Below are 12,788 nucleotides of genomic sequence, written 5' to 3'. Positions count from 1 at the left end.
ACATCAAACAAAGGAAGTGATGATCACTCATGCACGCCATGACTGACGTACCGCAACAAAAAGGCATCGGTTCTGTTCAATTTTTACCTGTTAGTTTATTTGCGTCAGTTATGGGCATTTCAGGTCTGTCATTGGCTTGGAGACAAGCAAGTAAGCTATTCGGCAGTTCGACGGTAATTGCGGATTGCATTGGCGTTCTTGCAATTCTGATATTTGTAGCGTTAAGCGCAGGTTATCTCTCGAAATGGCTCTTATACCCGAATAAGGTCAAAGCTGAATTCGTGCATCCGATTACCGGGAATTTCTTCGGAACGATCACGATAGCTCTATTGCTGCTCTCTTCCGTTATTGGTTTCTATAGTCAAGCAGCAGGGCAAGTCATTTGGATCATTGGAACGATATTGACCTTAGCGCTCTGCTTTGTCATTGTTACACGCTTATTAAATGGGAATCACGAGCCAGGTCACGTAGTTCCGCCATGGTTGATTCCCGGGGTAGGAACAATTGATATCGCGGTTGCCGGCGGGACGATGCCCTTCCCATGGGCGCATGAAATTAATCTGTTGTCGCTTGCGATCGGCGGAATTGTAGCTTTGCTATTTCTGACGTTGATCTTATCCAGATTGATTCATCATGCTCCGCTGCCGGCAGGGCTGGTGCCTTCCATGATTATTATGATCGCACCGTTTGAAGTAGGGTTTCTTGGGTATACGAAATTCCAACAGAAGATCGATCCGTTTGCCTCTATATTGTTTTACTTTGGTCTGTTCTTATTCATTGTCTTATTCTTCAAAGTGTTTAGAAAGTCCAACCCGTTCAGCGCGTCTTGGTGGGCGGTTAGTTTCCCGATTGCCGCTCTGAGCAATGCCGCGTTGGAATACGCGATATTCGTTCACTCCTGGCTGTTAACAGGCATTTCTGCGATTGTTTTGGCGTTTCTAAGCATTGTGTTGCTCGTTTTCTTAATTCGAACGATGAATCTGTTATTTAGCGGGAACCTGCTCAAAGGATAGTCCCGCTAGGAGAAAGGACGGAAGACGTTGCCGTGGACTACACTTCAATTTGACGCCGATTATGATAATGCGATGTTCTTCGGTCACTATGTGATGGTCATAATCGATAAGAAAACCACGGGCGGGGGATTATTAGAAGGGTATGACGAGAATTACGTCTGGATAAACGGCAAGCCGCATTCTCGAACACGAGCGGCGTTCATTCAGATGCCTCCTCCTGAAATGCAAATGGATCTGGCTAACGGGTCTTAACGGATCGACGATAAGCGGGTACCGGAGAGGAGAAGAACAGAGATGTCTTGGAATTTACTGAAATCCAGAGAATTTGTTTCCGCTTATGCAGTAGTAATTCTCATGCTGGTTGGGTCTGAATGGCTTCAAGAAAGGGATATTCTCTTTCCGGAAATTGCGGGGATGGCCATGGGGGTCATGGTTTTTTCGGTGCCGCACTGGATTAAGAAGCCGCTCCACTTGTGGCTTGCCCCAACTTTGGGTGCCTTTATGGGTACTTCGATGAATGATTTGTCGTTATCGCCTCTGGTAAAAATCTGGTTAGGCCTTATCGTAATCGTCATATTCATGCATCTGTTTCGAGTTCATTTCGCTCCTACTATTCCTGCTGCATTACTGCCGATCTTTCTAGGCCTTACTGATTATAGGTTTGCGATATCAACTGCTGTCTTCACATTTGTCGTGATGTTAGCTGCTTATAGAAAGAGAAAACCGGAAAAGCCGAATAATGGGCCGGTGGCGTTCCGAAGGAAGACGGATACGTTGCTCATAACCCTGCTATTAGCCTTATGGATTGGCTTGGCATTTGTCGCAAAGCTTGAAGTTTTGGTCGTTCCGCCTGTATTCGCGCTTATTTTCGAGCTGTTTCATGCGAAGGATTTTACTTGGAAAATGATTCCACGGCGATTGGCGGTTTTAACGATAACGGCTGCCCTCGCTGTTGGCGTATATCACTTGCTCGACGGCTCAATCATCTGGGTCGGAATCATCAATGTGCTTATCACATTCATTCTTTGTAAAGGGTTCAAAGTGCCTGTACCTGTTGCGTTTGGTGTATCATTGATGCCGTTGATTGTTCCGGCATGGGGGTCTTGGGGATTCCCGGTTGGCGTCTTAGTCACTACAGGCGTGTTGATGGGTGTTTCTGCGGCGTATCGACAGTACAGAAGAAGAACGGACTAGAGGTATCAAGCGATGAACGACTCCATTGTACGTAAAATAACGAACAGCTCCGGAAGGAAATCATTGTATCATTTCACGAGGGTCCGAAATTTGCCATCGATCGCGCACCTGGATGCTTTGTACTCTTCTAATGGAGCAGATCCAAGCTTGTCTGACGGACGGAGGATAGCGAGAAGAGAAATTCAATTTCAAGGCCATACTTTTACCGCCAATGCTCATCTTCGAATATCAGAACTAATGATGGATCCACATACAACGCTGCATCAATTTTATCATTACTTGGATCGGCATGTATTCCTCTGGCCAACGCAAAGAGATTGTCTGAAAATGCTGGAGATGTACGCGAGAAGAGAGCCGGATGAGGCTTTTGCCGTTCTTCAAATGGATGCCTATTCGCTCATTCATGACTTCTACGACACCGTGAAGGTGTCGAAGTACGATTCGGGGAGCTCGCCTCGCTATCCTAACCGTTGCTCCTATAAGAAAAGTTTGCGGATGTTTCTTCCGGTCGACCAATTCGAGGTCCTACGGGAAAGCGATATTCCTACCAAACCTTCTGAGATCCGCGAGGTTCTCGTAGAAGATAAGGTCACAAATTTGTCTCGATATTTACAGGCTATTTATTGTAAAGACGTGTCGGCTATTACGGGCAGCTGGGCGAAGTATGCTCACTCGTTCAACGATTTTACGAATTGAGTCAAGTTAGCTCGTTCTGCGAGTAGATTAGCGAAATCAAACATGCTATTGTCTTCCTAGTAGGAGTTACTAGCGTGAAGGTGGTGGCTGTTGACGATGAAAGAAGCAGAAAGTCAAATGCCGGCGGAAGCCGCCCATGCGCGGACGACAAAGGTTAGAGGAATAACCATAATACCGGCAAACGAAGCATCGTGGGAAGACTTGGAGCTTGTGCTTGGCCCTGTCAAATGTCACTCTGTACGCTGCTATTGCCAACGGTTTAAGATTCCTTCTTCCCAGTGGAACTTTGTTGATGATGATGAACGTGCATATCTGCTCCGGATCCAGACCGACTGCGAGAAGCCGGAATCCGGGACAACCAGTGGGCTCGTCGCCTATCTCGACCAGCAGCCGGTAGGGTGGTGTGCGATTGAGCCGCGTACCGCCTTCCCGAACCTGATAAACAGCCGAATGCCTTGGACGGGTCGAGATGAAGATAAGGACGACGACGGCGTTTGGGCGATTACTTGCTTCATTGTTCGTACAGGCTACCGCAAACGAGGAATCACCTACGAGCTGACACGTGCAGCCGTCGAGTACGCTAAGCAGAGAGGCGCTCGTGCAGTAGAGGGGTATGGGATGATTACCACACACGGAAAAGAAATTACATGGGGCGAGCTCCATGTCGGCAGTCGCAATGTCTTCGAAGCAGCTGGTTTCCGTGAACTGACCAGGCCAAGTAAGCGCCGCGTTGTAATGCGTCTCGACTTCTAAATAAACGGCTATTATAGTGCATATGAAGCAATGCCGATCGTATTCTCGAAGAACACCCTCCATTCGGACGGGTGTTCTTTTTGTCTCGGATCGGCAATCAAACATTTCAAGAATGACTAGTGAAATGACTCAATCGTTCTTCCTCTTAACTGTATACCCTAGTAAGGATGGAAATTAGAAGTTTCCATGGAGTAGGAGGATGGAGGAGCGATGAAAATTATCGTAAACGTTAGAGAGATTAAAGAATTTTTTGATGGTCTTGCTCGCCTGCTGCTGCCTCATGCAGCACAGCCTGCCGCGGCGGAATCCGGTGTGCTCGATATGTCAGCGCTCGTAGCAGAAATTCGTCAAGCGATTCGAGAGGAAATGGCTGCTGTCCTACTTGAAGAGCAGCGCAATGTCGGCGTCTCCAGCTTGAACAAGCTGGGGAGAGTGTTTGAGCCGTACACGGGCAAATCAGCCGAACTGTTAACTCCGGCCGGTACTGTCGAAGGGACTATTGCGAAGGTTGATGGCGATTTTCTGGTCGTACGAGAGCATGGGGGGACAAGCGTAATGGTTCCTTTGGAACAGCTGGTCACCTTTCAACTAGTAGGAAAGCAGGTGGAACGATGATCATTGAAGAGCTGCAATCCCTCGTGAACAAGGAGGTGCAAATCGCCAGCTCCTTGGAGACGATCAGCGGGACGCTTGTGTCGGTAGATGCCGTATCGGTGACGATCCGCACTTCGGAGCTGTTCGGTTATGAGAGCGGCAGCTATGCAATTATTCAGCTGCGCTTTATTTCTTATATTCGGCTGTTATAACCACTTGGAGATAAAGGGAGGAGAGGCAAGTGTCTTTTCAACGTATGCCGGGACTCGTCAGCATTGTCACCACCGTCTACAATAAAGTTCCTTACTTGACGGATTGCTTGACGAGCCTGCTAAATCAGACCTATTCGAATTGGGAGCTCATTATTATCGATGATGCATCCACCGACGGGTCTTACGAATTTGTGATGAATTGGCTCAACAACAATGAGCCTTTATTACGGGAAGGGAAGGGGATATGCACGCTGCGGCTTCCGCGGAATATAGGTTACGCCGGTGCCGTAACCGCAGGGATGTATCTGGCCAAAGGGGAGTTTATCGCCATCCAGGATGCAGATGATCTATCCCATCCGGAGCGTCTTGCAAAGCAGGTCCGATATATGAAAAATAATCCGCAAATCGACTTGCTGGGTACGAATTACGAGGTGTTCGAGGATGGGCAGCCGGAGCGGCGCATGCCTGTATTTTGGCTGAAATATGGCGAGCAAATCGGCAAGGTCTATGCCAAAGGCGGTCATTGCATCTGCCATGGAACTGCCCTGTTACGAGGAAAGGTGTTCGATGAAATCGGCGGTCATACAAGGCGCATTGAAGGTGCCGAGGATTATGAGTTCATAGCGAAAGTGATTAAGCCCGGAGCTAAGAACGTGGAAAATATGCGTGAGGTGCTGTATTACTACCGCAAGCATCAATTGCAGCGTTCACGCAATTATTTTGGCAAATCGCAGCATTCGGAGCATGACTATGAGACCTAATCGTCGGATTCGCCTGCTTATGGTGATGGACAGCCTGGCTATTGGCGGCACGGAAACGTATGTGCTCAGCCTGGTGAAGGCTTTTCCGTCTCTTGGCGTCATGCCTGTATATGCGGGCGGAACCGGCGTAATGTATGAAACCTTTGTACGTGCAGGGTGCCCGATCCATCGCGTGGAGCTGAAGGCGGAGCAGTTATTGGATCCGGAGCAACAAGAACAGGCAGAGAAAGCCCTCACGCAAATTATGCGCAGCCGTAAAATTGATTTGGTGCACATTCATCAAACACCTTCCGGCCTATATGCAGCGCAAGCGGCAAGGAAACTGGGCATCCCGGTAGTGTTTACGGTGCATGGCGCTTATTATCCGCCGGATCAGCTCCAGTTGATGAAGGCTGCCGGATGCACCTTCGTTTGCGTTAGTCTTCCGGTTCAGGCTTATCTGGAACGGCAGGGCATATCGTCACAGCTCATCGCGAACGGAATTGATTTTGACCAGTACCGACCCGAATCATCAGCCGCATTGCGCGCAAGTCTTCGTATTCCGGAAGGCGAGAAAATAGTGGTTTACGCATCTCGTCTGGCATGGGACAAGGCAGCGGTATGCGGCATGCTCGTTCGCGCCGCACGTACGCTTCGCTTAAACGAAGCTATGCCCTTGCATGTCATCATTGCAGGTTCAGGTAATCAAGCAGCTGCAATTGCGGAATTGGCAGAGATGGTAAACCTCGAATGCAACACCTCTTTCGTCCAACTGGTGGGTAGTCAAATGCAAATGCGCGATTACTACAATCTTGGCGATCTTGTCGTCGGAACCGGACGCGTTGCTCTGGAGGCTATGGCTTGCGGCAAGCCTGTGCTGGCTATTGGCAATCACGGCTATTTTGGCTTCGTAGAGGAAGCTGTGTTTGCCGAGGCTTGGCATTATTATTTTGGTGATCATGATTCCAAGGAACGTCCCTCGGAACAGCGAATCGGCGAAGCAATCCGTGACTTGCTCGTTTCCACTGACAAGCTGGAGAAGATGGGCCGACAAGGGCAGGCATGGGCGAGGGCTAATTTTCAAATCCTCGATAAGGCGTTTCAGATGAAACAGCTGTACAATTCCTTGCTTTGGTGACTTGATAGGGATGGAGTGAATGGAACGTATGAGGAAAGTGCTGTATTTAGGATGGATTGGCTTCAACAACCTTGGAGATGAGTGGATGTGGGAAATGTTCCGCGATATGGCTAAAACTCATCTGAAGGAGGAAGACCACCTTGTTATCCCTTCTCTTCCGCATGTCGAATGGAAGAAAGTAAGCGAGTACGATACGATCGTACTTGGCGGCGGATCGCTGGTTATCCCGGGCTATATCGATTTGGTGTATGAGGCGCTGGAGCTCGGGAAAACTACTGTCATCTGGGGCAGCGGCCACGATCGGCTTCATAAATGGATTCCTTCGCCGGACGGACAGCCGAAGCCTGAACCGGCTGATGAGAACGCGCGGTATCGCGAGAGGTTGAAAGCGGTAATGGATCAAAGTGCATACTGCGGAATCCGAGGGCCATGGACGAAAGATTACATCGATTCGCTTGGCGCGATGTCAAATAAGATCACGGTTAGCGGGGATTCCGCGATGCTGATGAATGCGCTGAATCAAGTAACGGCATCGGAACAAGCCGGGAGCGTAGGAAGCTTTCAAGGACATCATCGGACGATCGGCATCAATTGGGGTACCTCTTACAACCGGATTTACGGTGGAAACGAGATCCAAGTGGAGGATAAGCTTGCTCAAACATGCCGTTCCTTGCTTGCGCTCGGCTACAGACTCCATCTGTATTCGGTTTGGGGTCCGGACAGAGAAGCATTATCGAGACTGTACAGCAAGCTTGGCCATGATGAGCGGGTTACGTTCGATGCCAAGGTTTATGCTGCTGCGGATTATGTGAGGCTGCTGACCGGATTGGAAGCCACGATTAACCTCAAACTGCATGCCAATTTGTTATCGGCGGCTGCGAATGTTCCTTTTGTCTGCATGGGCTACCGATTCAAAAGCTTCGATTTAATGCATGGACTAGGCTTGGCCCATTGGATCGTGTCCACGGACGATCTGCGATTGTCCGAGAGGCTGACGGAGAAAGTTCAAGCTGCAGCGGCTTGGCGGGACGGCTATATCAGTAAGCTTGAACGGGTACGCCAGTCTGCTTATCAATCGCTCGCAACACCGTTTAGAGAAGGATTATTGTAGCGGGAAGAGATTGTCCGGGGTTTGAAAGTGGACAGTCTCTTTTTTATTTGGAACCTGCATGTTAAATAAAAGAACGGTCGTTCAAAAATAATTCTTGACCGATCGTTCTTTATATAGTAAATTTACTTCAGAAGGAGGGAGCAACAAGATGGCCAGGACGAAAGAATTCGATGAAGACGCAGTTCTACTAAAGGCCATGCTGCTATTTTGGGATCAAGGCTATGAGAAGACATCTATGCAGGATCTCGTCACCCATATGGGAATTCATAAAGGCAGCCTGTATGATACGTTTGGCGATAAACAAGCTTTGTACAACAGGGCATTGAAACGATATGTTGAATTGTTTGAGCAATCCGTCAAACGTCCGGTTAAGAGCCGTATGGCAGAGACCCATTCCGCTAAGGAAGCCATCCGAATGATACTTGAAATGGCCATTCAGAAGCAAGAAGAAGTTCCTAGCGGCTGTTTCATGGTGAATACTGCGGTCGAGCTGGCCAAGCAGGACGCGGTATCCAGAGATTTGGTGCAATTGGGCTGGGACACAATCGAACAGTTCATCCATGATATTATTGCGGAAGGTCAGCAATCGGGCGAGATTTCACGCGAGCACAATGCCAGATGGTTGTCCCATTTTTATAATAATGCTTTAACAGGTCTTCGCGTAATGATTAAGACGAGTTCGGACAATGCTAAATTAACCTCTATTGTTGACATCAACATGTCGGTATTGGATTAACAGGTGCACAAGATCACGATTCCATATGAGCGTGATCATTTTTACCCCATTTTTTGAACGATCGGTCAAGAATTGATATAAAAATTTATCATCCTAAAGGAGAATGAGACTAATGGTTAAATTGGAAAAGAAATTATACACGGCTACGGTACATGTTCAAGGTGGAAGAGAAGGCAAAGCGGTTTCGGACGATGGCAATCTGAACTTGGATTTGAGATATCCGAAGGAACTGGGCGGCCCCGGAAATGGAGCTAATCCGGAGCAATTGTTCGCTGCAGGATTCGCCGCCTGCTTCGAAGGCGCGATGAATACGATCCTTCGAAAAAAGAATATTAAAGCAGAAGGCATCTCCATCCGTTCAATCGTTTCGCTTGGCAAGGACGCGAGCGAGGGTTATGGTCTTGCCGTTCAATTCGACATCTCCATCAAAGGCGTCGATACGGACATGGCCCGCGAAATCGTCGAAGAAGCCCATCAAGTTTGCCCTTACGCCAAAGCAACGCGCGGCAATATTGAAGTCATTACGAATATTGTTGGATAAGAGTTGGATAAGCAGCGCACAAACCGTAAAAAATAAACCAGTCAAAAAGGAGATGTTACGATGATAACTATTGAAAAGAAATTGTACACGGCTAATGTAACTGTTGAGGGTGGAAGAGAAGGTAAGGCGGTTTCCAGCGACGGCAATCTTAACTTGGACTTGAGATATCCCAAGGAACTAGGCGGCCCCGGTAACGGCGTGAATCCCGAGCAGTTGTTCGCTGCAGGGTTCGCTGCTTGCTTCGAAGGAGCAATGGGAACTATTACCAGAAAAAGAGGAATTAAAACCGAAGGTGTCTCCATCAGCTCGAATGTTACACTCGGCAAGGATGCGAACGACGGCTATGTATTAGCGGTCCAGTTCGACATCACGGTAAAAGGTGTAGATATTAATGTGGCGAAGGAAATTGTTGAAGAAGCCCATAAAGTCTGCCCATATGCCAGAGCAACGCAAGGCAATATCGAAGTTATTTCGAATGTGATTGGCTAACCGTTAGATTATTCAGGGCCCCGCTTGTCGAAAGCGGGGTTTTCAACTGTATATATTGAACATGGGGAGGCAGCAAAATGGAGATTCATTCTTTATTCATAGATACCTTTAGAGGACAAATCGATTACGGGATTACACTTGTTGACTTCTATGAGCCTGGAAACAGCTCATGTCAACTACAGCTCTCTATTGATGAGGAGCTGGCACAAGAGGTGCGATATCAAGCCGCCGTGGCCAAAGTTGATATCCATCAGGAAAAAGAGCTTGCAGCGGAATACGGCGTGTCTAGCGTTCCAACGATTATGCTGTTTAAAGATGGCTATAAAGTGGAGACATGGGTTGGGCAGCAAAGTAAAGAGGTTTTGCGGCAGCACATCGTTAGCTATGCGACTATGAGCGATTCTTGTGTATGAGAAAGTCATTCTAATAATAAAACGGCGGGCCGGATCGGTCCGCCGTTTTATTCATTTCCGCTTAATCTGTTGAGTTCGCTTAGAATTGGTGCTGATTGTTGCTGTATCCCATCGAGGATTGCGGATTCGCCGAATATCCGTGCCGAGATATAACCGGTCCTTGGTTCGAGAAACCGGCATTGTCGAGCACAGGCGTATTGCTGGCATGGCTTTGGCTTGCATACGGTGTTGCGCCATAACCATTGCTTCCGTTCATACCGTAGCCGCTCTGGTTTTGCGTGTTTTGAGCTTGATAGCCTCCAAAGTGAGATATTACGGGTTGCGAGTGATTCATGTAGTTCGTTGATGTCTGGTAGGGCTGCGCTTGCTGTGCGTTATTCGCTTGATAGCCGCCGAAGTGCGAAATGACCGGTTGTTGGGATCCGGAATAGTTTGCGCTATCGCCGAAGTGCGATAGCACCGGCTGCGATTGGTTCATATAGCTCGATGCTTGGTAAGGCTGCGAGTGCTGTGCGCTATGTGCTTGATAGCCGCCGAAGTGCGAGATGACCGGTTGTTGGGATCCGGAATAGTTTGAGCTTCCGCCAAAATGGGAAAGCACCGGCTGCGCGTAGTTGTTTGCAGAGAACGAGTTCATGGAGGAAGACTGGCCGTATCCGTTGTTTTGTGCCGAATATCCGAGTTGGGAGATCACCGGTCCAACGTTGGATTGCGCGGAAATCGAGCCTGGTTGTCTGGAAGCATCTTGATAATGAGATTGTACATACCCCGAAGGTTGATACGAGTTCGTGTGTTGGCTCATTCCGGTCATGTTCCCATTATAACCCTGCTGTCCGAATTGGTTCATCAAAGTGTTGTCCTCCTAGAATTCGTGGTTTAGCCCAAGAGCATCAGACTTTCGTGCTTCAGCCCTCTAAAGCCTCCTATATTGTTTCAGAGTCCCCTTGTTTTTATGATTGTTAGGATTTGGGATCCACCGTTCAACTTACAATAACAGTGGACTTATTAAGGCAGCCATTCTGTTTACTATGGTCATTGTCCCGTTCCCCAGGTTAAAAGATGCACTTTGAAGGGTTGACCGAACAAGGCTCTTGGAAGAAAAATGAAATAGAGCAGTTGGATGAACAACTTGCGAACAATCCGGAAGGAGGGAGCATTGATATTTGTTTTGAGAACGTTGTCATGTTTGCTTTTTTGATGCCAATCATTCGAATTTAGGAGAAGATTGAATGAGGGAAGGTAAGCAACGAGAACAACCAGAACTTCTTTAACGGTATATTAAGTTTCATTCTGGCATTTAGCGGACTGTTTGCACTACCGGTCAGCGTGTCTGCGGCGACAACGTATTCGAATATTTCGCTGAATACAACGACACAGCGGCGGCGGTGGGCTAAGCTTTCACTTTTACGTATAGAAGTGGTATGATCTCTGTTAAACAATTAACCGAGGTGGCCTATCATGGATATTTCGATCCGAGATGCAAATGGAGACGATTATGAGTCATTAGTACCTTTGTTCCAGCAAGTTCATGATCTGCACGTTTCGGAACGACCGGACCTGTACAAAGAGAACGCAACTCCAGTGGGAGAAGAATACTTTAAGAGTCTGTTACTGGATGATAAACAGCATATTTTTTTAGCTGCGTTCGGCAGTGATATTGTTGGCATGGTTGTTTTGAAGGAAGAAGAAATCGCTGAAAATTCATTTGTTAACGCGAGGAAGGTCTTGCTTGTAAACAGTCTTTGTGTCGCTGATGCAGTAAGGAAAATGGGGATCGGAAAAAAGCTAATGCATTATGTTTTCGATTTCGCAAGAAGTCTGCAGGTGGATAGTATTGAACTTGGGGTTTCGGAGAACAATCCAAATGCGATCATGTTCTATCATTCCATTGGCATGACCACGAAGAGTAGGAAAATGGAGCTTCAATGGATTAACATACCTTAATGGAGGCCCTTATGGAGTCGAAAAGAATAGCGGCAGAAAAAGCGGCAGCGTACATACGAGCCGGCATGATCGTTGGATTAGGAACGGGGTCCACAGCCTACTGGGCCATTCAGAAGATAGGAAAGAATGTCAAAGAGGGATTAAGCATTCAAGCAGTAGCCACTTCCGTTCATTCGGAGAATCTAGCTAAAGAATTAGGCATTCCGGTACTATCGATTTCCGAAGTCGATTCGATTGATCTGACAATAGATGGAGCGGACGAGGTCGACGATAGCTGGAATCTTATCAAAGGCGGCGGCGGAGCGCTGCTGCGCGAGAAGATCGTAGCTTCAATGAGTAAGGAGCTCATCATTATTGTGGATGAAAGTAAAAAAGTAAATCAGCTGGGAAAATTTCCTCTGCCGGTAGAGATTGTGCAATTCGGTAATGAGGTAACTCAGAAAAGGTTGGGTAAACTTGGTTGTGTTCCACAGCTGCGTATGAGCGAGGATCAAGCTTTCCTAACGGATAACGGGAATTATATTGTGGATTGTCACTTTGAGCATATAATCCAACCCCACGAACTGAATACCACGATCAATATGATCCCCGGGGTGGTTGATAATGGTCTGTTTATTAAGCTTGCTACTCGAGTGATTGTTGGCTATAACGACGGATCAGTCGTTGAATTATGATAAAAGAGCGGTCTACTTTTACCTTTCGAGGAACTCAATCCATGCTGATTGGGCTGAGTTTGATCGGAGTATTTCTTATCTTCGTTTTTCAAATAAATAAGCCCGTTGCACTATGTTTATGTCTATTAATGATTGTCTACTCGGTCTATGGCTTCTCTTCGTCTTTTAAGATCAATAAAGATAAAATGCTCAAAAAAAGATCATTCCTATTTTCTAAAGAATTCGATATGAATGACATTCAATTGATTGAAGCAATTACAGAGAAAAAGTTAGGATACATATATTTAAAAATAGGAAAGTCTTACCAAGAGGACTGCTATATATTTTATTTGAAAGATAAATCCAAGCTTATCGTGAACGCTGTCTATAAGAATAAAGGAGTTTCATTAGGCCGTTATCTTGCGAAACATTATAAAATTCAGTTTAAGGAAAGGAAAGAGATAAAATAAAATATTTCTATGGGAACTAAGATCCTTACAAGATTGAAGGATGAAACGGGTAAGGGATAAGATGGAAGAACCGTCAGGATCCCATAAAACA

At 47.0% G+C, this 12,788-nt stretch carries 17 protein-coding genes; 16 read left to right on the top strand and 1 reads right to left on the bottom strand.

Going from position 1 to position 12,788, the window contains the following annotated elements:
• The first annotated feature begins 29 nt into the window (after nucleotides 1-29).
• From I8J30_RS10485 to I8J30_RS10420, 14 genes are all read left to right on the top strand, one after another.
• Nucleotides 30-1,013 (top strand): SLAC1 anion channel family protein, encoded by a 984-nt coding sequence (locus I8J30_RS10485; RefSeq protein ID WP_210657978.1) that lies wholly within the window; start codon nucleotides 30-32, stop codon nucleotides 1,011-1,013.
• Nucleotides 1,014-1,040: 27 nt separating this feature from the next.
• A complete protein-coding gene (locus I8J30_RS10480; protein WP_210657976.1) occupies nucleotides 1,041-1,265 on the top strand; it encodes a hypothetical protein in 225 nt (74 codons plus the stop codon).
• A 42-nt stretch (nucleotides 1,266-1,307) separates the two neighbouring features.
• On the top strand, nucleotides 1,308-2,207 hold the full coding sequence (locus I8J30_RS10475) for a hypothetical protein (protein ID WP_210657974.1): 900 nt from the start codon (nucleotides 1,308-1,310) through the stop codon (nucleotides 2,205-2,207).
• A 12-nt stretch (nucleotides 2,208-2,219) separates the two neighbouring features.
• A complete protein-coding gene (locus I8J30_RS10470; protein ID WP_420831220.1) occupies nucleotides 2,220-2,903 on the top strand; it encodes a DUF7002 family protein in 684 nt (227 codons plus the stop codon).
• A gap of 96 nt (nucleotides 2,904-2,999) precedes the next feature.
• A complete protein-coding gene (locus tag I8J30_RS10465; RefSeq protein ID WP_210657970.1) occupies nucleotides 3,000-3,656 on the top strand; it encodes a GNAT family N-acetyltransferase in 657 nt (218 codons plus the stop codon).
• Between the two features lie 210 nt (nucleotides 3,657-3,866).
• Nucleotides 3,867-4,271 (top strand): hypothetical protein, encoded by a 405-nt coding sequence (locus I8J30_RS10460; RefSeq protein WP_210657968.1) that lies wholly within the window; start codon nucleotides 3,867-3,869, stop codon nucleotides 4,269-4,271.
• Nucleotides 4,268-4,462 (top strand): hypothetical protein, encoded by a 195-nt coding sequence (locus tag I8J30_RS10455; RefSeq protein WP_240548018.1) that lies wholly within the window; start codon nucleotides 4,268-4,270, stop codon nucleotides 4,460-4,462. The genes I8J30_RS10460 and I8J30_RS10455 overlap by 4 nt, the downstream gene beginning before the upstream one ends.
• A 29-nt stretch (nucleotides 4,463-4,491) precedes the next feature.
• Nucleotides 4,492-5,223 (top strand): glycosyltransferase family 2 protein, encoded by a 732-nt coding sequence (locus I8J30_RS10450; RefSeq protein WP_210657967.1) that lies wholly within the window; start codon nucleotides 4,492-4,494, stop codon nucleotides 5,221-5,223.
• The gene (locus I8J30_RS10445; RefSeq protein ID WP_210657965.1) at nucleotides 5,213-6,340 is read left to right on the top strand and encodes a glycosyltransferase; all 1,128 of its coding nucleotides are present in this window, start codon (nucleotides 5,213-5,215) and stop codon (nucleotides 6,338-6,340) included. Before I8J30_RS10450 ends, I8J30_RS10445 begins: the two co-directional genes overlap by 11 nt.
• Before the next feature lie 28 nt (nucleotides 6,341-6,368).
• Nucleotides 6,369-7,451, top strand: a complete 1,083-nt coding sequence (locus I8J30_RS10440) for a polysaccharide pyruvyl transferase family protein (protein ID WP_210657964.1) — start codon at nucleotides 6,369-6,371, stop codon at nucleotides 7,449-7,451.
• A 148-nt stretch (nucleotides 7,452-7,599) separates the two neighbouring features.
• Nucleotides 7,600-8,187 (top strand): TetR/AcrR family transcriptional regulator, encoded by a 588-nt coding sequence (locus I8J30_RS10435; RefSeq protein ID WP_210657962.1) that lies wholly within the window; start codon nucleotides 7,600-7,602, stop codon nucleotides 8,185-8,187.
• Between the two features lie 112 nt (nucleotides 8,188-8,299).
• The gene (locus tag I8J30_RS10430) at nucleotides 8,300-8,728 is read left to right on the top strand and encodes an organic hydroperoxide resistance protein (RefSeq protein WP_210657960.1); all 429 of its coding nucleotides are present in this window, start codon (nucleotides 8,300-8,302) and stop codon (nucleotides 8,726-8,728) included.
• A gap of 60 nt (nucleotides 8,729-8,788) precedes the next feature.
• Nucleotides 8,789-9,217 (top strand): organic hydroperoxide resistance protein, encoded by a 429-nt coding sequence (locus I8J30_RS10425; RefSeq protein WP_210657958.1) that lies wholly within the window; start codon nucleotides 8,789-8,791, stop codon nucleotides 9,215-9,217.
• Nucleotides 9,218-9,294: 77 nt separating this feature from the next.
• Nucleotides 9,295-9,630, top strand: a complete 336-nt coding sequence (locus I8J30_RS10420) for a thioredoxin domain-containing protein (protein ID WP_210657956.1) — start codon at nucleotides 9,295-9,297, stop codon at nucleotides 9,628-9,630.
• 79 nt (nucleotides 9,631-9,709) lie between these two features.
• Here the strand turns inward: I8J30_RS10420 and I8J30_RS10415 are convergent, their stop codons facing one another.
• Complete coding sequence (locus I8J30_RS10415; protein ID WP_210657954.1) at nucleotides 9,710-10,477, bottom strand: hypothetical protein; 768 nt, start codon at nucleotides 10,475-10,477, stop codon at nucleotides 9,710-9,712.
• Between the two features lie 611 nt (nucleotides 10,478-11,088).
• Between I8J30_RS10415 and I8J30_RS10410 the strand changes: the two genes are divergently transcribed.
• Complete coding sequence (locus I8J30_RS10410) at nucleotides 11,089-11,574, top strand: GNAT family N-acetyltransferase (protein ID WP_210657952.1); 486 nt, start codon at nucleotides 11,089-11,091, stop codon at nucleotides 11,572-11,574.
• An 11-nt stretch (nucleotides 11,575-11,585) separates the two neighbouring features.
• Nucleotides 11,586-12,248, top strand: a complete 663-nt coding sequence (rpiA, locus tag I8J30_RS10405) for a ribose-5-phosphate isomerase RpiA (protein WP_210657951.1) — start codon at nucleotides 11,586-11,588, stop codon at nucleotides 12,246-12,248.
• Nucleotides 12,249-12,788: the final 540 nt, after the last annotated feature.

The sequence above is a fragment of the Paenibacillus lignilyticus genome, assembly GCF_017942085.1.
In the GTDB taxonomy this organism is placed as follows: domain Bacteria; phylum Bacillota; class Bacilli; order Paenibacillales; family Paenibacillaceae; genus Paenibacillus_Z; species Paenibacillus_Z lignilyticus.
The sequence above is the reverse complement of the archived record's forward strand: the minus strand, read 5'-3'. Positions and strand labels throughout refer to the sequence as shown.